The organism is Labilibaculum sp. (genome assembly GCF_963664555.1).
GTDB lineage: Bacteria > Bacteroidota > Bacteroidia > Bacteroidales > Marinifilaceae > Labilibaculum.
In genome coordinates this window covers 4,709,473-4,728,879 of sequence record NZ_OY761461.1, presented here as the reverse complement: position 1 = coordinate 4,728,879, position 19,407 = coordinate 4,709,473, and the positions used below count along the sequence as shown (strand labels likewise).

General features: G+C 39.7%; 24 protein-coding genes. 16 read left to right on the top strand and 8 right to left on the bottom strand.

Translation table 11 applies throughout. The features are described 5' to 3' along the window. Positions 1–24: 24 nt before the first annotated feature. The 4 genes from ACKU4N_RS18915 to ACKU4N_RS18900 form a co-directional block, all read right to left on the bottom strand. Positions 25–711: an ABC transporter ATP-binding protein gene (locus tag ACKU4N_RS18915; RefSeq protein WP_321319078.1), complete on the bottom strand. Its 687-nt coding sequence runs from the start codon at positions 709–711 to the stop codon at positions 25–27. A gap of 33 nt (positions 712–744) precedes the next feature. Then, a complete protein-coding gene (locus tag ACKU4N_RS18910; RefSeq protein ID WP_321319076.1) occupies positions 745–1,962 on the bottom strand; it encodes an ABC transporter permease in 1,218 nt (405 codons plus the stop codon). A gap of 63 nt (positions 1,963–2,025) precedes the next feature. After that, a complete protein-coding gene (locus ACKU4N_RS18905) occupies positions 2,026–3,246 on the bottom strand; it encodes an ABC transporter permease (protein WP_321319074.1) in 1,221 nt (406 codons plus the stop codon). Positions 3,247–3,271: 25 nt separating this feature from the next. Next, positions 3,272–4,021 carry an outer membrane lipoprotein-sorting protein gene (locus ACKU4N_RS18900; RefSeq protein WP_321319073.1) on the bottom strand — a complete coding sequence of 250 codons (750 nt, stop codon included), beginning with the start codon at positions 4,019–4,021 and terminating at the stop codon, positions 3,272–3,274. A 168-nt stretch (positions 4,022–4,189) separates the two neighbouring features. Here ACKU4N_RS18900 and ACKU4N_RS18895 point away from each other — a divergent pair, with 168 nt between their 5' ends. From ACKU4N_RS18895 to tnpA, 3 genes are all read left to right on the top strand, one after another. Then, entirely contained in the window at positions 4,190–4,318 is a 129-nt protein-coding gene (locus tag ACKU4N_RS18895) for a hypothetical protein (protein WP_321319071.1), read from the top strand. A gap of 87 nt (positions 4,319–4,405) precedes the next feature. Further along, complete coding sequence (locus ACKU4N_RS18890) at positions 4,406–5,020, top strand: GyrI-like domain-containing protein (RefSeq protein ID WP_321319069.1); 615 nt, start codon at positions 4,406–4,408, stop codon at positions 5,018–5,020. Positions 5,021–5,203: 183 nt separating this feature from the next. Then, positions 5,204–5,659, top strand: a complete 456-nt coding sequence (gene tnpA / locus ACKU4N_RS18885) for an IS200/IS605 family transposase (RefSeq protein ID WP_321319067.1) — start codon at positions 5,204–5,206, stop codon at positions 5,657–5,659. 923 nt (positions 5,660–6,582) lie between these two features. Here tnpA and ACKU4N_RS18880 read toward each other — a convergent pair. From ACKU4N_RS18880 to ACKU4N_RS18870, 3 genes are all read right to left on the bottom strand, one after another. Continuing rightward, positions 6,583–6,900 carry a hypothetical protein gene (locus tag ACKU4N_RS18880; protein ID WP_321319065.1) on the bottom strand — a complete coding sequence of 106 codons (318 nt, stop codon included), beginning with the start codon at positions 6,898–6,900 and terminating at the stop codon, positions 6,583–6,585. A 106-nt stretch (positions 6,901–7,006) separates the two neighbouring features. Further along, the gene (locus tag ACKU4N_RS18875; RefSeq protein ID WP_321319063.1) at positions 7,007–7,717 is read right to left on the bottom strand and encodes a hypothetical protein; all 711 of its coding nucleotides are present in this window, start codon (positions 7,715–7,717) and stop codon (positions 7,007–7,009) included. Positions 7,718–8,086: 369 nt separating this feature from the next. After that, positions 8,087–8,266 (bottom strand): hypothetical protein, encoded by a 180-nt coding sequence (locus ACKU4N_RS18870; RefSeq protein ID WP_321319061.1) that lies wholly within the window; start codon positions 8,264–8,266, stop codon positions 8,087–8,089. Positions 8,267–8,420: 154 nt separating this feature from the next. On the opposite strand from ACKU4N_RS18870, the gene ACKU4N_RS18865 reads away from it, so the two are divergent. From ACKU4N_RS18865 to ACKU4N_RS18825, 9 genes are all read left to right on the top strand, one after another. After that, the gene (locus tag ACKU4N_RS18865; RefSeq protein WP_321319059.1) at positions 8,421–8,843 is read left to right on the top strand and encodes a very short patch repair endonuclease; all 423 of its coding nucleotides are present in this window, start codon (positions 8,421–8,423) and stop codon (positions 8,841–8,843) included. Between the two features lie 143 nt (positions 8,844–8,986). Continuing rightward, positions 8,987–9,748 (top strand): HNH endonuclease, encoded by a 762-nt coding sequence (locus ACKU4N_RS18860; RefSeq protein WP_321319057.1) that lies wholly within the window; start codon positions 8,987–8,989, stop codon positions 9,746–9,748. A 29-nt stretch (positions 9,749–9,777) separates the two neighbouring features. Next, entirely contained in the window at positions 9,778–10,431 is a 654-nt protein-coding gene (locus ACKU4N_RS18855) for a peptidoglycan-binding protein (RefSeq protein WP_321319055.1), read from the top strand. A gap of 1 nt (position 10,432) precedes the next feature. Then, the gene (hxsD, locus tag ACKU4N_RS18850; RefSeq protein WP_321319053.1) at positions 10,433–10,792 is read left to right on the top strand and encodes a His-Xaa-Ser system protein HxsD; all 360 of its coding nucleotides are present in this window, start codon (positions 10,433–10,435) and stop codon (positions 10,790–10,792) included. Further along, positions 10,779–12,251, top strand: coding sequence for a His-Xaa-Ser system radical SAM maturase HxsB (gene hxsB, locus ACKU4N_RS18845; protein WP_321319051.1), 1,473 nt, complete (start codon positions 10,779–10,781; stop codon positions 12,249–12,251). The genes hxsD and hxsB overlap by 14 nt, the downstream gene beginning before the upstream one ends. Continuing rightward, entirely contained in the window at positions 12,251–13,390 is a 1,140-nt protein-coding gene (hxsC, locus tag ACKU4N_RS18840) for a His-Xaa-Ser system radical SAM maturase HxsC (protein WP_321319049.1), read from the top strand. Before hxsB ends, hxsC begins: the two co-directional genes overlap by 1 nt. Next, entirely contained in the window at positions 13,391–13,594 is a 204-nt protein-coding gene (gene yidD, locus ACKU4N_RS18835; protein ID WP_321319047.1) for a membrane protein insertion efficiency factor YidD, read from the top strand. Between the two features lie 16 nt (positions 13,595–13,610). Beyond that, positions 13,611–13,865: a DUF4177 domain-containing protein gene (locus ACKU4N_RS18830; protein ID WP_321319045.1), complete on the top strand. Its 255-nt coding sequence runs from the start codon at positions 13,611–13,613 to the stop codon at positions 13,863–13,865. 567 nt (positions 13,866–14,432) lie between these two features. After that, the gene (locus ACKU4N_RS18825; RefSeq protein WP_321319043.1) at positions 14,433–14,864 is read left to right on the top strand and encodes a hypothetical protein; all 432 of its coding nucleotides are present in this window, start codon (positions 14,433–14,435) and stop codon (positions 14,862–14,864) included. Positions 14,865–14,960: 96 nt separating this feature from the next. Here ACKU4N_RS18825 and ACKU4N_RS18820 read toward each other — a convergent pair whose 3' ends face one another. Continuing rightward, positions 14,961–15,419 carry an Lrp/AsnC family transcriptional regulator gene (locus ACKU4N_RS18820; protein ID WP_124993459.1) on the bottom strand — a complete coding sequence of 153 codons (459 nt, stop codon included), beginning with the start codon at positions 15,417–15,419 and terminating at the stop codon, positions 14,961–14,963. Between the two features lie 327 nt (positions 15,420–15,746). On the opposite strand from ACKU4N_RS18820, the gene ACKU4N_RS18815 reads away from it, so the two are divergent. The 4 genes from ACKU4N_RS18815 (at position 15,747) to ACKU4N_RS18800 (ending at position 19,216) form a co-directional block, all read left to right on the top strand. Further along, positions 15,747–16,286 carry a 2-oxoacid:acceptor oxidoreductase family protein gene (locus ACKU4N_RS18815; RefSeq protein WP_321319040.1) on the top strand — a complete coding sequence of 180 codons (540 nt, stop codon included), beginning with the start codon at positions 15,747–15,749 and terminating at the stop codon, positions 16,284–16,286. A gap of 244 nt (positions 16,287–16,530) precedes the next feature. Next, positions 16,531–16,824: a 4Fe-4S binding protein gene (locus tag ACKU4N_RS18810; RefSeq protein ID WP_321319038.1), complete on the top strand. Its 294-nt coding sequence runs from the start codon at positions 16,531–16,533 to the stop codon at positions 16,822–16,824. A 300-nt stretch (positions 16,825–17,124) separates the two neighbouring features. Next, the gene (locus ACKU4N_RS18805) at positions 17,125–18,315 is read left to right on the top strand and encodes a hypothetical protein (RefSeq protein ID WP_321319036.1); all 1,191 of its coding nucleotides are present in this window, start codon (positions 17,125–17,127) and stop codon (positions 18,313–18,315) included. Further along, positions 18,308–19,216, top strand: a complete 909-nt coding sequence (locus ACKU4N_RS18800) for a thiamine pyrophosphate-dependent enzyme (protein WP_321319034.1) — start codon at positions 18,308–18,310, stop codon at positions 19,214–19,216. Before ACKU4N_RS18805 ends, ACKU4N_RS18800 begins: the two co-directional genes overlap by 8 nt. The last annotated feature ends 191 nt before the right edge of the window (positions 19,217–19,407 follow it).

Here is a 19,407-nt window from a genome sequence, read left to right as displayed (position 1 = left end):
TAATTTAACAGGAAGCAATTTGCTTTATGGTCTGCGTTCGTCACTAATAATTTTTCCATCCTCAAGGGTGATTACCCGATGAGCCTTGTTCACAACTCTTTGGTCGTGAGTTGAAAAAATAAAGGTGATGTTCTCCTTTTTGTTCAGGTCTTCCATGATCTCCAATAGATTCTCGGTCGATTTCGAATCCAGATTTGCAGTAGGTTCGTCGGCCAAAACAAATTTGGGTTTCGAGGCCAAAGCTCTTGCCACTGCAACCCGTTGCTGCTGTCCGCCGGAAAGTTTATTTGGACGGCTGTTTTCTCGTCCCTCTAAACCAACGGCATTTAATAACTCCATGCTTCTTTCTTCCCGTTCCTTTTTGGGACGGTTTTGCAGATGCATAATGAATTCCACATTTTCCCTGGCCGTTAAAACCGGAATCAGGTTGTACGATTGAAAAACAAAACCAATATTCTGCATTCTGAATTTAATCAGATCAGACGATGTTAACTCACGTAAATCCTTATTGTCGATCAGAATTTTGCCATTGGTAGGCTCATCCAAACCACCAAGCATGTTTAGCAGGGTCGATTTCCCTGAGCCGGAAGGTCCTACAATGGCTGCAAACTCACCTTCTTCGAAGCTAAGGCTAATGCCGTTTACGGCATGAACATTTACTTCGGAGTCGTTGTATATCTTATGAAGGTTTGTAATTTCTATGATGTTCATATTTCAGTTCTTTTAAGGTGGATATTAACCCGGTTACTCAGTTCTTATCGCATCAGCGGGATGGTATTTTAAGGCTTTTCGGGCCGGATAGATTGATGCCGCAATTCCGGTGATAATCACAAGTATTGTGATCACAAGCAGTGTTTCAAATTCCACCACCGGATACACATGAGCACTGTAGCCCATGTCTTCGAAGCCGGCGGCGTAACTCGAAAGATTGATCCCGTTTTCCATTGTGGCGTATGTGGCACCCAGGCCAATAAGAATGCCGGTAAATCCTCCTGTGAAAGTCAGCAGAACGGTTTCCAGCATTAACATGCCAAAAATCCGGGTTTTGCTCATGCCTACCGCCATTAACATGCCAATTTCCTTTACTCTTTCAAGAATCACCATCAGCATGGTGTTTACAATTCCAAAGCCCAGAGCCAATAGAATAATGATAACAAAAATATAGGTATACAGATTTCCAATTTCATTGATATAACCCAATTCGGGCATGGCTTCTTTCCAGGTCTGAACCAACAAATTTTTGTGCTTGTTCTTTAGCAGCAGGCTCTGCTGATCGATCAGTTCCGTATCATCCAGATGAACAATTATTTCGTGCGAAACCTGCTCATCCAATCCGAGTAAGCGGGCCAGATCGCTCTTGAGCACAAACACATTTGTTTCTTCGTACATCCCATTGGTGATATCAAAAATGCCACATACTCTAAAAGCTCCTCCGGTAATATTTCCCGATGCATCCTGAACGGTAATTACGACTTTCGACTTCATTTTCACCTTCAGTTTTTTAGCCAGTTTGGCTCCAATTAAAATCGGATTTCTCTTCATCCCTTCGAAATATTTTCCTTCAGATAATTTGGCGTGCAAATTGGTAACAGTCTTTTCTTTTTCGGGGTTGATTCCAATGATTTTAACTCCCGTTCCTGTTTCGGCCGAGGCAAGCATCGATTGGATCACAATTCGCGGACTTACGCCATTAACCTGCGGCAGGCGGGCTAATTCATCAGCCAGTTGTGCGGCTTGGGGAATGGATTCTTTCAGGTCGTAATTCTCTCCAAATTTTGCTTGCTGAATTCGTATGTGCGAAGCCTCGGTTTCAACCCCTGCCTCAAGCCGCTGATTCATCCAGCCTTTGGTAAAAGTGGTGGTAAATACACCTGCCGACATGCCAATACTGATTGCAGCAATAATAATTCCTGAGCGAAGCGGACTGCGCCAAATATTTCTCCATGCTACTGATCTGATCATATCTTTTTCTTTTAAGCTGATGCTTGTTGACTTTCTCCTTTTACCTTTTTCCCTTTTGCCTTTTTAAGCTTTCAAAGCTTTAATTTCTTTTAATCGCAATGCCGAAACAACCGGGTAAATGGCAATAATGAGGGTAATAACAGATACACTAATGGCCTGCTGGCTAAATACCTGCCACGAAGTAGAGAAGAACATGTAGGGTTCGAAACCAAACTCTTCCATCATCTGAGCGGCTTGTCCGCTAAGAGGGATTGGGTTTGCACTTTGTAAAAGAAGCAATGGCCAACTTGCCGCCAAACCCGAAAGAATGCCCAGAAATCCAATGAAAATTGTCTCGAAAAAGAGAACTCCGGCCAATTTCCCTTTGCTCATGCCAATGGCAGTCATCACGCCAAATTCGCGTCTTCTTTCCATCATCATCATCATAATGGTACCCAAAATTCCAAATGCGATTACGATGTAAAGAATGGCTTTCATGATGATACCACCCGCCCGGTCGCCTTCAATCTGCTGTACAACCTCAGGCTGCATTTCTTCCCAACTCATAATAGAGTAGGGGGCTTTGATGTTTTTTTTCAGATCATGAAAAGCACGTTTCATTACATCATTGTCGGCCACATTAATTACCAGAGAAGTCAAGCGGTTTTTTGCACTAAAAAATTCCTGACATTTCGCCAGACTCATGTACACAATGGTTTTATTCAGCTCGGGCGATACATGTTTAATAATGCCTCGAATCGGGAATTTTTCTGCAGCACTCACTCCGTGATATCCCTGACTGATTATCACCAAAGTGTCGTTTACACCTAGCTGTAAATACTTCGCCAAGCCAGCACCCATCAATACTCCCTCATCTTCTGCTTCCAGATATTTTCCTGACCTGACCTTATCGGCAATTTTGGTCAGCTGATTTTCGCCCAAGGGATCAATACCAAAAATCATGGCCCCCTTGGTCAACTCTTTCGATGAGGCCAGACCAAATGATTCCAGGCGCGGAAAAACAAAATCGACATCTTTGTTGGCAAGCAGTTCATCCACCAATTCCTGATTGTATTCGAAACTGTTGTTAATGCTCTTGTTTTCCCAGTAATCCTCATGATGCACCTGCATGTATCCCGAGTAAAACTTCACCACAATATCCACCATTTTTGTATACGAGCCCTCCTGCATCGAGGTCATGTAGGCTGAAAACAGCACGCCGAAAAAAATGGAAGCAACTGTAATTAAAGTTCTTCTTTTATTTCTCCAGAGATTTCGCCAGGCTAGTTTAATATTCGTATTCATATTTAAATGTATATGCAGTTCGGAACTACCTGATTCGTTTCATGTTTTGAATGGAGAAAAACGATTCCTTCAGTGGAATATCGAATTCGGTTTCGCCATAAATCAGAATGGTTTTCTGATCCTCCTCATCGGCAGGAATCATCTCCAAACGGGTAGGCATTTCGCGGTCGTCAACCATTTTGATATCCGACAACACCTCATATTTCATCAGATAACCATCTTCGTCGTAATACTCGGCACGCAGCCAGTGTTTCTCTTTTTTACTGATCCACATATAAATTTTACCCCAAACAACCGGAGCATCTTCAGTAGGAATCAATTCAATCTTATAGCAGTTGTATCCCTGCAGCTGCTCTTCGGCCACCAGCTTGTGGGTATAATCTTTTACCAACGACGATTCCTTCACCAAATCGTCGTTGGTAAAGTCCGATCCCATCCACGATTGCATCATCATCGAAGGCGGAATTTTTACCATTCGTTCAATGCTGGGAATCCAGTTCCACATTTCATTGCCGCGTTTCAGAAACACCTGTCCTTTTTCCTTGGCAGGCGACAGAATGTACATTAGAGAATAGTCGTTGCCAATGCTCCAGGCTTTCATGGTAATGGTTCGCGACCACGATTTTCTTTGAATGGTCATGCTAAAGATGCTTTTGCTCGATGTACCCCTCATTTTTTCATCGGCCTCCTGCACCCATTTTTTCACATCCAATTCCTGGGTAAATCCCGAAAAGGAGAACAGGGTCAGCAGAATTGCAATTGCTAATTTATTCATGGCTGTATGCTTGTATTTAAACGGCGGTTGACACCTGATTGCCTGCTTGATAAACCTAAAAAGAATATATCTAAAATCAAAAAAAAAGAATCCCATCCCCAAATGGTTTTGTATTGATTAGCTGCCTTTTAGCACCCCTTGTTTTCAGGCGCCTGGTATTGAAATGTGATGCTCCGGCTTGTTTTGGAAATGCATCAGCGAAAGCTGGGAGCAGAACAGATTGCCCGGCATGCCGATGTTTGTGGTCTGGTTTTCTGCCCGGGCATTCTAAATAGTCACTTTTTAAGTGATGGATAATTATAGATTGCCTCACATTTTCTAACTTGGAGTACACTGCTGTTGCATTTGTTCAAATAGAAGCAGAAAAATTTTTAAACCACGGCCATGAGAAAAGTAGATCTGAAGAAAAAATACAAGCCATTTTATTTTGAGCGGAAAGGCAATATTTCGATCCTTGAAGTTCCGGAATTTAAGTATTTGCAATGCAGCGGACAAGGAAATCCAAATACATCGGAAGATTATAAAAACGCCATCGGGGCATTGTATGCCTTGTCGTATCAGATTAAATTTTCGATGCGGAAAAGCCGGGAAGTCGATTACGGTGTAATGCCCCTGGAATGTTTGTGGTGGATGGATGATATGAACGAATTTTCGAGAGACAGGATTGATGAGTGGAAATGGTCGGCCATGATGATGCAGCCCAATTTTATCACCAAAGAAATTGTGGAGGCTGCCTGCCAAGAGGTCAGCAAAAAGAAGCAACTGCCCTATTTGGACAAGATCGAATTGGTCGATTTCTGCGACGGCCTGTCTGCGCAGATCATGCACATAGGTTCTTATGCCGATGAGGCCCCAAGCATTGATAAACTGCACAAATACATTGCCGGTAATGGTTTCGAACGACACGGAAAACACCGCGAAATTTACCTGAATGATCCCCGAAGAACCGCCCCCGAAAACCTAAAGACAATCATTCGCCAGCCCATTGTGAAATTGTAATTGATATTGCCCCGGCTAAAGCAGGGGACAATTAATGCATCCGGATCATTTGTGAATTCATTCTTTGCCTTTGCCTTCAGAGGATTTTGAATTTCCTCAATTGTTTTCACCCAAAGGATATTAAAAAATTGTTTTGTTCAATAAAAAGATGTAATTTTTTTGTTCAAAAAAAACAGAAAATTTATGCCACACGTCAAAGTGTATATTCATTTTGTATGGAGTACAAAATATCGCGAGCCATTTCTAAAATCAAGTTTGATAAGAAAAAAGATTTGGAAACACATGAAGGAAAATGCGGAAGAAAAAGGCATTCATATCGATTTTATAAATGGATATCATGATCATTGCCATTGTTTGGTGGCTCTTCAGGCAAACCAGACCATAAGTCAGCTGATGCAACTGATTAAGGGCGAATCTTCTTTTTGGATCAATAAAAATAAATTGTGCCAAGATAATTTCGAATGGCAGAACGATTATTATGCGGTATCTGTTGGAAAATCAGCTCTGCCTCAAGTTCGCAATTACATTAAAAATCAGGAATCTCATCACCAATTAAAACCATTCGAGCAGGAAGAAAAGGAATTGATTGAGAAATATGGATTTATAAAAATAACCCCGGCTAAAGCAGGGGACAATTGATGCATCCGGATCATTTGTGAATTCATCCTTTGTCTTCGGCTTCAGCCGGAGGATTTTGAATTTCCCCAATTGTTTTCGTTCAAAGGATATTGGGCTGTTTGATTGCCCCGGCTAAAGCAGGGGACAATTGATGCATCCGGATCATTTGTGAATTCATCCTTTGCCTTCGGCTTCAGCCGGAGGATTTTGAATTTCCCCAATTGTTTTCGTTCAAAGGATATTGGGCTGTTTGATTGCCCCGGCTAAAGCAGGGGACAATTGATGCATCCGGATCATTTGTGAATTCATCCTTTGCCTTCGGCTTCAGAGGATTTTAGGTTTCCCCAATTGTTTTCGTTCAAAGGATATTGGGCTGTTTAATTGCCCCAGCTAAAGCAGGGGACAATTGATGCATCCGGATCATTTGTGAATTCATCCTTTGCCTTCGGCTTCAGCCGGAGGATTTTGAATTTCCCCAATTGTTTTCGTTCAAAGGATATTGGGCTGTTTGATTGCCCCGGCTAAAGCAGGGGACAATTGATGCATCCGGATCATTTGTGAATTCATCCTTTGCCTTCGGCTTCAGAGGATTTTAGGTTTCCCCAATTGTTTTCGTTCAAAGGATATTGGGCTGTTTAATTGCCCCGGCTAAAGCAGGGGACAATTGATGCATCCGGATCATTTGTGAATTCATCCTTTGCCTTCGGCTTCAGAGGATTTTAGGTTTCCCCAATTGTTTTCGTTCAAAGGATGTTGGGCTGTTTGATTGTCCCGGCTAAAGCAGGGGACAATTGATGCATCCGGATCATTTGTGAATTCATTCTTTGCCTTCGGCTTCAGAGGATTTTAGGTTTCCCCAATTGTTTTCGTTCAAAGGATATTGGGCTGTTTAATTGCCCCGGCTAAAGCAGGGGACAATTGATGCATCCGGATCATTTGTGAATTCATTCTTTGCCTTCGGCTTCAGAGGATTTTAGGTTTCCCCAATTGTTTTCGTTCAAAGGATGTTGGGCTGTTTGATTGTCCCGGCTAAAGCAGGGGACAATTGATGCATCCGGATCATTTGTGAATTCATTCTTTGCCTTCGGCTTCAGCCGGAGGATTTTGTAATGATGTTTAGGAGATTCTAAATGATGTATTTTAATTGCCCCAGCTAAAGCAGGGGACAAATGATAAATCCTGATCATCTGCAAATTCATCCTTTTGTCTTTGTCTTTGTCTTTAGCCAGAGGATTTTGAAGAAGCCCATCCTTTGTTTTCATTAAATGATATTGAAATAATGTTCATGATCAAAAAAAATCCCCCAAACACAAAGGCCTGGGGGATGAGAAACAAATTCTTTTTTTTGATTGAAAGTAAATTTGAATTTTAATTGTTTGCGGATATTATTTCCTGTTCATCTGCTGTTTCTTCGTTCGGTTTGCTGCTGCCGGCAGGAAACTTGAACCATTTTAAAATTTCCTCGTTGCCATCGTATAAAATGCGGGCCGCTTTAAAGTAAATCGCCAGCTTTTCGTACAGATTATTCAATTTTAGCACACGATTCTCGGTTGCGTGGCTGCGATCCATAATACTATCCGATTGATTATTCATCTTCAATTTCAGACTGTCTCTGTGATTTAATATCAGATCAAAGCTTTCATCGGTCCAGCCCACTGTAACTAAGGGAGCCGCGTTGCGCATGGCAATCATGTGCAAATCGGTCAAAAACATATACATGAATTTTGGATTTCTTCTTGCCTCCTCGTAATCATTGAAACCAAACTGATCCCACATTTTTTTATCGTTCGGAAATGCTATTTCGATATCGAATTTACACCTCTGGAAAAACTTACAGCACTGATCCAGTTTCAACTTTAAATTCTCGGTAGCCTTTGCCTGTATGTCTACATACGTATTGTCAGAAGGGATATTGCAGGCTTCATTATACACTGTTGTTAATCCACTAAGGCTTTCGGCGTTAAAAATGGGTGTGAATTGGACAAAATCTTCATGTTTTTCGGTGATTAAACCAACTCCCTGTCCTGCGAAATTGATAAAATTGGCATCTGTACCGCTGTATGATCTAATTTGGCTCATAGTCATAATTTTATATTTTAAATAACAATACGAAAATTACAAACTGTAATTAAGAAATACAATACCTTTTTTAAAATAATATTATGCAAGCAAATGAAAATGTTCTGAAAGCATTGATTATACTCATTTATGTAAACTCATTGTTTTTATTTATGAGAAATTAAAATTGCGCGGTCATATTCGATGTGCAGGTGTTAATACCTTGTTTTTCGGTGCTTTTGCATGTGTGTGGCTGGGGAGGATGCGATTCGTTAAAGCATTCCCTGCATGGATGGCGGAATTGAGGCCGTAAAATGAGTCTTCTGTTTTTAGCGGGGGCTGTGTTTTGGTATATTGTTATCTTTTAATTTGGTTTCCGAGTCATCGTTTTTACTTAACCGATATTCTACTGTGCGTTGGTGTATCTTTAAATGTTGTTGTTGCTCCTTTAAAGATTGTCGGCACACCTTTGTTTCTTGTCGTTACTACTTTAAGCTTTGTCGTTGCTCCTTTGCCTCTTGCCGGCACTCCTTTATCGTTTGTCGTCGCTGCTTTATCGTTCCGCGCCACCCGAAAATTATTGCATTTCGGCGGAAAACAGCAAAGGAGGAAGAGCGGTGGGAAAAAGGGAGCAAATGAGCTTTTGAATGGAATCTGGAAGCGTGGGAACTGCACTCAGAAGCACAGAATTTTGTAGATTAGCAATACAGTAAACTCTTTTGCAATGACCGACACGCATTCCAAAGAAATACGGGCCTACAACATGTCCCGAATAAAAGGGAAGAATACCAAACCCGAGTTGGTGGTACGAAGGTTTTTGTTTGCCAACGGATTTCGCTACCGCCTGCACGCAAAGAACCTGCCGGGCAAGCCGGATATTGTGCTGCCCAAATACAAAACGGTAATCTTTGTAAACGGATGCTTTTGGCACGGACACCAAAACTGCAAATACTTTGTACCGCCTAAAACACGAACCCAGTGGTGGCTGCAAAAAATCACCAACACCCAAAAGCGCGACAGGCAGGCTCAAACCGAACTCCAAAGCTTGGGCTGGCGCGTAATCACCATTTGGGAGTGCGAACTAAAACCGAAAAAGGTGGAGGAGAGGCTCAATGGCCTTTTATCATATTTACTCAGCATGAAATAGTGGAAGTTTATCGTGTTTGTTTTAAGTTTATTAAAAAGTGTATTAGTTATTGAAAAAGAATTGATAGCAGTTGTTAGCTTTCTTCTTATGATATTTTTTCTATTTTTACATAACCTGAAATAACCTAAGCTAACTTAAATTGCATGCGAAACCCAAATTGGACGAGAGAAGAATTGGTTCTTGCCTTTAACCTTTACCTGCAAACCGAATATCGAAAGATTACCCAAACAAATCCTGAGATTATTCAATTGGCCGAACGCATTGGCCGAAGTCCCGGCGCAGTTAGTTTTAAACTTTCGAATTTAGCCAGCCTCGATCCTGTTGTAAAAAGCAAGGGTAAAAAAGGACATGCAAATGCAGGGAAAGCCACTGAAGATATTTTTGTGGAGTTTCAGAACGACAGGGAAGCACTGATATTTGAAAGTGAACGAATTCTTGCACAATTCGAAGGCAGCAGCATCGAAAATAAATATCAGGCACAACTTCCCGAACTAAGCAACTTGCTTGGCGAAACCCGCGAGCGATACGTGAAAACAAGAGTGAATCAAAATTTTTTCCGCAAAATGATACTCACCAATTACCACAGCAAATGTGCAGTTACGGGTATCGACTTGCCACAACTGCTTATAGCCAGCCACATCATTCCTTGGGCCGAAAACGAAAAGGAACGATTAAACCCCGAAAACGGCATTTGCCTTTCTGCCCTATACGATAAGGCATTCGACCAGCACCTAATCAGCTTCGATGAGGATTACCGCATGATTCTCTCCAAAAATCTAAAAGAACACTGCACCAAAACCTACTACCAAAACCACTTTGGCAAACTGGAAGGAAAAGAGATGATTTTACCTGACAGGGGATTGCCGAGTGAGGTGTTTTTGGGGTGGCATAGGAATGAAATTTGAAAAAACAACTACTAAAAATAACTACTAATATGAAAAAAGAATATTCAAAGTATCTAAAAAAGTTACTATTAGGATCTTTAGGTTCCTTACTAACTATTAATTCATTTTCAGCTAAAAGAATTGAACCTAAAGACTTAATTCTGGAAGGATCGGATGATAATATCTCTTCCGACGATTATAATATTAAGGAGTTGTCAAAAAAATTAATATTAACACCTACAGAGGATGGTTGGGAATCATTTTCGCACAGGTCGCATAGCTCTCATAGATCCCACAGTTCTCATAGATCCCATAGTTCACATTATTCAAGTTCTAGTGGATCAGGGTCTGGTTCAACAGGTACATATACACCGAGAACTACCAGCATTTCTACTACGAATAACAATACTTCAACAACTACTAAAAAATCTAGTTCGATTTATAAAACACCAATAGTAACAAGCCTTCAACTTGGAGATAGAGTAATTAAGCCCCAAATGTATGGTTCCGACGTTACCCAATTGATGAATATTCTTTTAAAGAAGAAATATCTAATACGAGAAGATAATCTAACTGTTGTTGAAGGTTCACAAATTTATGATGAAGATGCAATTACAGCCGTTAAAGAATTCCAAAGACTTAACAATTTACCCGTTGATGGGATTGTAGGTTCGCAAACTGTTCTTAAACTTTTAAAAGAATAAAATGATGAGTAACGAAATTTCGCAAACTAGTTTTCAAATAAATGTTAGTGGAAATTATTATACCGAGAGTATTATTTCTAAATGTATCTATTGGTTGTGTAATAAGTATCTAGTCTCTGTTTCAAAAAGCAATGATGATTTTATAGTAGACATTCAGAAAAAGGAAGATCATTTTACTGACGATGAGATTGATCAAATTAAATCAAAATTCTATCAGGATCTTAATGATTATAAGACACGGGAAATGATTCGAGAAGAAACCAGATCCATTAAAGATATTTTATTAGTCAAAGCATTTTCTCACGGTATAGATACTAATGATAAATTAATTACTCAAATTCTGGATAATGCAAATGATTAACACCTTAAAGCCATTTTCAGAATTTAGAAATAAAGAGAGTAAGTATTATTTATTGCCCTTTAATTTTAAATCATTTTTGTCAGATCACGAGTTACTAATAAATTTTTCAGGAGATTTCTTAATCGTTGAAAGTGGAACTGCAGATCGGATTGTTAAACGAGAAATTACAGTTGATGATGATATATATCCTGATCTAGTATCAAATTATTTTATCTCAGAAAAACAGTACCCTTCTTTATTAGATATTTTGGCTACAAAATATCGAACAAAAAAATCCTTCTTAGACGAATTCACAGCCTTACATATTTTTGTACTCACCTTAAGATGCAATCATGCTTGCAAATACTGTCAGGTTTCAAGTGTTGAATCGAGAACACCGGACAGTCATGACATTAGTTATGAAAATTTAGATTATAGTATTGGGAAGATGTTTCAAACACCAGCGAGGAATATTACAATGGAATTCCAAGGTGGAGAACCCTTACTAATATTTGAAAAATTGAAGTATGCAGTAGAACAAGCAAAAACATTAAATGAAACTCATAATAAGAATATATCATATGTGCTTTGCTCCAACAGTACTTTGTTGACAGATGAAATTCTAGAGTATATGAAAGCTAATAGTATTCTTCTATCAACCTCTTTAGATGGCCCGGAATTAATACACAATGGGAATAGAATATTTCAGAAAAATGATAGTTATCAAACAACTATCAGTCACATGAAAAGAGCTAAAGAAATCCTAGGTGTAGATAGGGTTTCAGCACTAATGACAACTACTAAACTATCCCTAAATAATCCAGAAAAGATAATTGATTCATACATCGAAAATGGTTTTTCCAGCATATTCTTTAGATCAATAAATCCTTATGGTGAGGCATTAACAGATTCTATAGCAAATTACAGTATGGACGAATTTATTCAGTTTTATAAAAGAGGGCTGGATTATATTATTGAATTAAATAAACGAGGAATATTTTTTGTCGAGGAATATGCAGGTATAATACTCAAAAAGATACTTACTCCATTTACAACAGGATTTGTAGACCTTCAATCTCCGTCAGGCATTATAAATGGAGTTATTGTTTATAATTATGACGGGTATGTCTATGCATCTGATGAATCAAGAATGCTCGCTGAAAAAGGTGATTATTATTTTCGACTTGGACATGTGAAGGATGATTATTCATCAATATTCTATAGCGAAAAGGTTGTGGATATTGCTAAACATTGGGCGAATGAAGCTCTAGCAGGCTGTTCGGATTGTTGCTATCAAATTTACTGTGGTACAGATCCAGTGCGAAATTACTCTACTCAGGGGGATTTAGAAGGGTTTCGGCCAACTTCAGATTTTTGCAATAAGAATATGAGCATCATTGATTATCTCTTTGAACTTATGTATCAAGATGAAGAGGTCTTTCAAATATTTCAGCGTTGGATTTCTAAAAAGGATAATTAATGAAAAAGCTACAGTACAAAGGAGAATCACTAAATATTAGTGATAATAAAATTGGCAGGTGCATAACAAACTTAAGTTCCGAAGGATTCCTTATTTATGAAGGACAACAATTAATAGATTTAGAGAATTACACATGTGTTATTTGTCGAAGAGGTAACTTTGAAGCATTAAGAGAACAGGTAACTGAAATGGCTATATTCATTTCAGGAGATGATAATATTGATCTTCAAGATGGAGATATTGTAAGTATTTCTAGAAATGGTCATCTTCGGATATTATACTCTCCTAATTCATCAGATAATGTTCTTTTCATTACTGAGACTTGCAATCATAAATGTATAATGTGTTCTCAACCACCAAAAAAGGTTAAGGATTTAGATGTTCAATTTAAAATCAACAGCCAATTGGTTGATCTTATCCCCGATGATTGTGAAATACTAGGTGTTACAGGAGGAGAACCTACTCTATTAGGAGATAGACTTTTTCAACTTTATGAACAAATTTCTACTAAACTCCCCAATACTATCATACATACATTAACTAATGGCAGAGCATTTAATTCTACTAAATTCTGCGATAAATTCACAAAATGTATGAATAGGAATTTAATATTTGGAATTCCTTTGTATTCTGATTATTCAGCTCAACATGATTACATTGTTCAATCAAAAAATGCTTTCAACCAAACAATAAAGGGAATATACAACCTAGCAGCATTGCATCAAAAGATTGAAATTCGAATTGTAATTTCAAAATTAAATCATTCTCGACTGATTGAATTAGCTCATTTTATTTATAAAAACCTGCCATTTGTAGATCATGTAGCTTTTATGGGCTTAGAAGATATTGGAAATGCTACAGTAAATTCAGAACTAGTTTGGATAGATCCTAAAGAATATATCGAAGACTTAAACTCAGCACTTGAATATTTATTCAATTTTGGAATTAATACATCCATATACAACATCCCTCTTTGTCTCTTACCTTCTAACTTATGGAAGCATTCTGCAAAGTCAATATCTGATTGGAAAACAAAATATCTAGACTGTTGTGATAATTGCAAATTGGCTGAAAATTGTTGTGGTGTTTTTGGAACATCTAAAAAGATAAGTTCAAATATTACCCCATTTTTAAATTAGATGAAATCAATATTAATTTCATTTATCCGATTTTATCAGAATGTCGCTCCAAGAAGAATTCGAGAATCCTGCCGTTTCGAACCTTCCTGTTCGGAATATATGATTATTAGTTTAAACAAATTTGGTGTGAAGGATGGATTAAAGAAGGGGATTCGCAGGCTCAGAAAATGTAAACCTCCATATGGAGGAATTGATTATCCATAAATCTAAATTAAATAAAATGAAAAATTTCACTTACAAATGTATTCCTGTACCTACTACAATAGCTACTGGAAAACAAGGAAATGGAGAACATGGTTTGGCTGTTGATACCTATCAAGCTATAATTAATAAAGCTGCAGAAGGAGGTTGGCGATTATCAAACATTGATACAATATCATCATCACAAAAACCTGGGTGTCTTGAAGGATTATTTGGTGCGAAAGATCAAGTTGTCAATATTAAAATGCTTGTATTTGAAAAAGAAGTAGAATAATTTAGAATTCTGTATATAAGCCCCGCCCCAAGCGGGGTTTTCCTTTCCCATCCATTGCCCGGGTTTCAACCCGAGGATTGTGAATTAATTTGAAAATATTGTGTAGGGACTGGCCATGGCCTGTCCGTTTTAATGACATTCACCGAATCCCAATCAATTATTTCCAAACAATCCGCAAATTGTTGTCATCATCAAACAATTATTTTATTGAATTTGAAAATACAGGTACCTGAAAACAAACGGCCACGACATGTCGTGTCCCTGCGGTTTTCGTGAACCAATTATTTGTGAGGATTTATGTTGTATTGTGCATGGCAGGGACATCGCCATGGCGTGTCCGTTTAAATGACCATTCACCGAATTCCAATCAATAATTCCCAGACAATCCGCAAATTGTTGCCATCATCAAACAATTATTTTATTGAATTTGAAAATCAGGGACACCTGAAAACAAACGGTCGCAACATGTCGTGCCCCTACGGTTTTCGTGAACTATTTTTTTTTTTTCGGAGAGCATGTTTTTTGTAAATTGCTGTTAAACAAAACACATACTATATCTTAAATATCATGAACGAAGAATTAAACAAACTGTCAACCGAAGAGTTGGAATATCTTTTGGGAAAATTAAATGAACCAGAGGATTGGGCATTTGAGCAGGAAGTCATGTTGCCGCCAATGGAGATACCAATTCATCAATTAGAAGGACCATATGTAATTGGAGGTTCAGGCTCAAAATTGAAAGCACCAATAGAAATTGATTTTGATGCCGTTCGTAAAAACGGAGTAAGGTTTTTTCTGGAGAACAAAGACAAAATGAAGGTCTTGATCTGCGGGAATGAGGATATTCAAAAAGAAGTACTTAAGAATGAGAAGTCGAACACCAAATGGCTGTTGGAAAAGCTAACTGAAAGCTTTCTTAAAGATGCCGATTTAAAAAAATCGGCAATGGTGCTGGCTGTATATTTGCTGCGAATTGGTATCAAAGGCCTTTGTCATTAAAAAATCAGAATAGCCCCGCACCAAGCGGGGTTTTCCTTTTCCCATCCATTGCCTTTGGTTTCAACCAAAGGATTTTAGAGAAATATGGAACAAATTCTACAAATCGTAGCCCAGTTTATCGGCCGAGGAAATCACGAAAGTGCTGTTGAAGCGGCTGATGTGTTCAAATTTCGATAGTTTCTCCTGAATAAAAAACTGGAAGGCCTTCATGTCTTTCACCATTAGTTTAAGCAAGGCATCGTAATTTCCCGAGGTGTAGTAAAACTCCATTACTTCGGGCAGTGCCAACACTTCCGCCTCAAATTTATCCACCACATCGCGGGTGTGCTTGGTAAGTAAAATAGAGATGAAAACCATCATGCTCCGGTCTATTTTATCGGGGTCGAGACGGGCCACATAACCTTTAATAATACCGCTTCGTTCCAGCTTTTTTACCCTTTCGTACACAGGCGTGTTGCTTAGATGCAGTTTTTCTGCAAGTTCCTTGGTGGTGATGCGGCAATCCTGCTGCAGCAGTTGTAAAATTTTACGATCGGTTCTGTCCAGTTTATCCATGAGAAGAAAATTTTTCTACTAATATCAGTATAATGCCTGATGCAAAGATATAAATTCTTTCATATTCTGTTTGTGTAGATCAGTTTACTGTATTTATTCTCTGTGCTAGTAAATATTTCCTGCAAACCATACATTTACAAAGTATTTTAACAGAAAACAGATACGGATTTTCACAAAAATCACAACACACAACAACAACAAACACAATATGGCTCCGATTTGCGTCGGAGCCAAAGACTTACAAACAACAAAAGAGTTTGCCGAAGCGGTTAATGTTCAGATTGCTTACTGCCGGGGACTAACTACTAACTACTTACTATAAAAAACATGAAAGAAATCAGATGGCATGGAAGAGGAGGACAAGGTGGTTTTACCGCTTCCCGTTTGCTGGGCATTGCTGCCAGTGTTCACGGAGGCAAGCATGCTTTGGCATTTCCATCTTTCGGTCCTGAAAGAAGAGGTGCTCCGGTTTTGGCTTTCACCAAAATCGACGATGCCAAAATTCACGATCGCAGCGAAGTGCAAAACAGCGATTACGTGGTGGTAATGGATGAGACGTTGATCACTCCCGGTTTCGAAAAGGGAATCAGACCAGGTGCCACCATTTTGGTGAATACCGAAAAGGTAGAAGTGTACCAAAAGGCATTGCCGGCTTTCCAACTAATTGGCATCGATGCATCAAGTTTAGCCATGGAGATATTGGGCCGGCCCATTACCAACACCGCTATGTACGGGGCATTGGCTGCTGCATCGGGATTGGTAAGTCTGGAAGCAGCTCTTGCCAGCATCCGAACCGAGATGAAGCCAAAACTGGCCGAATTGAATGTGAAGATTGTAGAGAGAGCCTACGAATTAATTAATAATTAACAATTGGTAATTATTAATTGAAACAAAAAATATTTATCCCAAAGGGGCTTTAAGCCAATAAGTAAGTATTGATGTTTATAGGTGGCGAATTCTCCTTTTCAGGATAGGGGATTTTTAAGAATATTCTAAAAGAACTTTGTTCCCTTTTGTAAGCCCCTTTAGGGGTTTGGGGTAAAGAAAGCTGATTGGAAGAGGGGTATTCTTGAAGATGCTAATTCATAATTTTTAATTCATAATTGAAACAATGAACCGTCCAAAAAAACAGGAATTTAAATTTCCTACACATATAAATGAATATCCCACCGGTCCGCAGTACAAGGCTGGTTTCCTGCCGGAGACGAATGCCGGATGGAGATCAGTCCGTCCGCTTGTCGATCACGAAGCATGTGTTTTCTGTCTGCGCTGCTACCTGCTTTGTCCGGATGGCACCATCCTAAAAGAAAACGGCAAAATCGAATTCGACATGGATTATTGCAAAGGCTGTGGTGTTTGTGCCTACGAATGCCCAAAAGATGCCATTAAAATGGTGAAAGAGTAGGGACATGCCATGGCGTGTCCTAAACAAAAATTAAGATTTGTTAAAATGCACGCTTTCGCCTGTCGGCACTTGGTTCACATTCAATTATATTTTCAAATGTGTTCACGATCTCTCCTTCGCTCCGATTCCCTTAAAAGGGAAAGAATTTGAAATTACGTATTCTCCCTTTCAGGGGATCCCGAAAGCTTTCGGGAGCGAAGGACAGAGGGGTATTTAAAAGCTAACAACTATTATCCAATAGCTAACAGCTTTCCAATTAAAGATCAACAGTAGATAAACTGGATAAGAAATTTAAGAACAATGAAAACAAATAAAATATTCATATCAGGTGATGAGGCAGTGGCTCAGGGCGTAAAGTTATGCCGTCCGCATGTAATTGCAGCCTACCCAATCACCCCGCAAACCATCACCGTTGAGCGGCTGTCGGAAATGGTAGAAGCCGGCGAGATGGATGGCATATACATGCACGTTGAGTCGGAGCACTCTGCTATTTCGGCAACCATGGGAGCCAGCGCCGTTGGTGCCAGAACATTTACTGCATCATCATCGCAGGGTTTGTTGTACATGGCCGAAGGACTGCACTACTGCAGCGGTGGTCGTTGGCCGGTGGTAATGATGAATGCCAACCGTTCGGTGGCTTTGCCCTGGAGTATCTACGGCGATCAGCGCGATTCATTGTCATTGTTGGATTGCGGATGGATTCAGGTTTATGTGGAAGATGCACAGGAGGCTTTGGACATGATGATTCAGGCTTACAAAATTGCCGAGCACAAAGATGTACTGACTCCGATGATGGTGAATTTGGATGGTTTTATTCTGACTCACACTTACGAGTTGGTGGCTATTCCGGAGCAGAAAATGGTGGATGAATTTCTTCCGGCTTTCGAGACACCCAACAAAATGTCTTTCGAAGAGCCTAAAAATTTAGGATTCAGCTCTAAGCCCGATGACAATACAGAATTCAAGTATCAGCAAAACGAAGCCATGTTTAAGGCCATTGATGTAATTCGCGATGTAGATCAGGAATTTGCAGAAAAATTTGGTCGTAAGTACTACGATATGGTGGAAGAGTACCAGTGTGATGATGCCGAAGTGGTATTGGTAGCCCTGGGAAGTGTTTGCGGAACCATTCGTGTGGTGGTGGATAAGATGCGTGCCGAAGGCAAAAAGGTTGGTTTGCTGAAGATTCGTTACATGCGTCCCTTCCCCGAAACAGAGGTGAAAGATTTGGCCCGTCGCGTAAATGCAATCGGAGTCATCGATAAAGATATTTCATTCGGATACGAGGGAACAGTTTATACCAATGTGAACTCGGCAATTTCAAAAATCGACAAATACGTTTACAAGAGCAATTTTGTAGGTGGTTTGGGCGGAAGAGATATCACCAAAGATGATATTGAAGAAATGTTCGATAAACTGTTCTTCGGAGTGGCCAATAAGAGTGAAGAAAAAGTAGAATTTTTTAGCCTAAACGTAGAGACCAATGACTAATCCAGTAGATATCCCAAAAGTGAATGCGAAAAACATGACCGAGAAGGAATTTTTCTATGGTCATAAGGCTTGCGCCGGATGTGGCGGAAGTGTTGCCGTTCGTTTGGCACTAAAAGTTTTGGGTGAGCGCACCTATACAGCATTACCAGCCGGATGCATGTCGGCGGTAGGATTTATTTATCCGCAAATGGCATTCAATACCAATGCCTTGATCACCACATTTCCGGGTGCAGCAAGTATGGCATCAGGAATTGCTGCCGGAGCCAAGGCTTTGGGGCAAAAAGATGTAAAAACAGTTGTGTTTGCCGGCGACGGGGGAACTGCCGATATCGGATTTCAGGCCCTTTCAGGAATGATCGATCGGAACGATGATGTTTTGTACATCTGCTACGACAACGAAGCGTATATGAACACCGGAATTCAGAAAAGCGGCCTGACTCCTTACGGAACAAAAACGACTACAACGCCTGCTGGTGAGAATTTGCCGGGAACTATTACTCACAAAAAGAATCTATTTGAGATTATTGCTGCGCATGATATTGCTTACGCTGCAACGGCCAGTATTGGTTATCCTCAGGATTTTCTGAATAAGGTGAACAAAGCCAAGCATACCAAAGGGGCGACCTTTATTCATGTATATGCATCCTGTCCTACAGGTTGGGGAACACCCACCGAAACATCTATCGAAATTGCAAAAGAAGCTGTAGACTGTGGTCTGATTTTCTTAGCAGAATATGAGGATGGCGAGTACAAATTGAACCGCAACCCGAAAGAATTTGCCTCTGTAAAAGATTATTTGAAAAAGCAGGGCCGGTTCAAGCACATGAATGATGCCGATATTCAATGCGTAACAGAAAACCGCGATCGCAAATGGGCACGCATGCGCAAAAATTGGTTGTAAAAAACCGTAGGGACACGCCATGGCGTGTCTTGATTAGAATACAATATTTGTCGCATTTTAATTAAAATCACCCCTTCGCCTGTCGGCACTTCCCCTTAAAAGGAGGAAGATTCCAGAATTGGAATAGGGTTTAAGAAATTGAAATTCTCCCTTCTTGAGGGGATCCCGAAATTCGGGACGAAGGACAGAGG

Bases quoted from the DNA above. Each gene is read 5' to 3' on its own strand.
- hxsD (WP_321319053.1), top strand. From the start codon at position 10,433: ATGATGAGTAACGAAATTTCGCAAACTAGTTTTCAAATAAATGTTAGT.
- ACKU4N_RS18865 (WP_321319059.1), top strand. From the start codon at position 8,421: ATGACCGACACGCATTCCAAAGAAATACGGGCCTACAACATGTCCCGA.
- ACKU4N_RS18900 (WP_321319073.1), bottom strand. From the start codon at position 4,021: ATGAATAAATTAGCAATTGCAATTCTGCTGACCCTGTTCTCCTTTTCG.
- ACKU4N_RS18815 (WP_321319040.1), top strand. From the start codon at position 15,747: ATGAAAGAAATCAGATGGCATGGAAGAGGAGGACAAGGTGGTTTTACC.
- ACKU4N_RS18880 (WP_321319065.1), bottom strand. From the start codon at position 6,900: ATGAAAACAAAGGATGGGCTTCTTCAAAATCCTCTGGCTAAAGACAAA.
- hxsB (WP_321319051.1), top strand. From the start codon at position 10,779: ATGCAAATGATTAACACCTTAAAGCCATTTTCAGAATTTAGAAATAAA.
- yidD (WP_321319047.1), top strand. From the start codon at position 13,391: ATGAAATCAATATTAATTTCATTTATCCGATTTTATCAGAATGTCGCT.
- ACKU4N_RS18855 (WP_321319055.1), top strand. From the start codon at position 9,778: ATGAAAAAAGAATATTCAAAGTATCTAAAAAAGTTACTATTAGGATCT.
- ACKU4N_RS18875 (WP_321319063.1), bottom strand. From the start codon at position 7,717: ATGAGCCAAATTAGATCATACAGCGGTACAGATGCCAATTTTATCAAT.
- hxsC (WP_321319049.1), top strand. From the start codon at position 12,251: ATGAAAAAGCTACAGTACAAAGGAGAATCACTAAATATTAGTGATAAT.
- ACKU4N_RS18820 (WP_124993459.1), bottom strand. From the start codon at position 15,419: ATGGATAAACTGGACAGAACCGATCGTAAAATTTTACAACTGCTGCAG.
- ACKU4N_RS18890 (WP_321319069.1), top strand. From the start codon at position 4,406: ATGAGAAAAGTAGATCTGAAGAAAAAATACAAGCCATTTTATTTTGAG.
- ACKU4N_RS18910 (WP_321319076.1), bottom strand. From the start codon at position 1,962: ATGATCAGATCAGTAGCATGGAGAAATATTTGGCGCAGTCCGCTTCGC.
- ACKU4N_RS18810 (WP_321319038.1), top strand. From the start codon at position 16,531: ATGAACCGTCCAAAAAAACAGGAATTTAAATTTCCTACACATATAAAT.
- ACKU4N_RS18800 (WP_321319034.1), top strand. From the start codon at position 18,308: ATGACTAATCCAGTAGATATCCCAAAAGTGAATGCGAAAAACATGACC.
- ACKU4N_RS18825 (WP_321319043.1), top strand. From the start codon at position 14,433: ATGAACGAAGAATTAAACAAACTGTCAACCGAAGAGTTGGAATATCTT.
- ACKU4N_RS18905 (WP_321319074.1), bottom strand. From the start codon at position 3,246: ATGAATACGAATATTAAACTAGCCTGGCGAAATCTCTGGAGAAATAAA.
- tnpA (WP_321319067.1), top strand. From the start codon at position 5,204: ATGCCACACGTCAAAGTGTATATTCATTTTGTATGGAGTACAAAATAT.
- ACKU4N_RS18915 (WP_321319078.1), bottom strand. From the start codon at position 711: ATGAACATCATAGAAATTACAAACCTTCATAAGATATACAACGACTCC.
- ACKU4N_RS18830 (WP_321319045.1), top strand. From the start codon at position 13,611: ATGAAAAATTTCACTTACAAATGTATTCCTGTACCTACTACAATAGCT.
- ACKU4N_RS18895 (WP_321319071.1), top strand. From the start codon at position 4,190: ATGCTCCGGCTTGTTTTGGAAATGCATCAGCGAAAGCTGGGAGCAGAA.
- ACKU4N_RS18860 (WP_321319057.1), top strand. From the start codon at position 8,987: ATGCGAAACCCAAATTGGACGAGAGAAGAATTGGTTCTTGCCTTTAAC.
- ACKU4N_RS18805 (WP_321319036.1), top strand. From the start codon at position 17,125: ATGAAAACAAATAAAATATTCATATCAGGTGATGAGGCAGTGGCTCAG.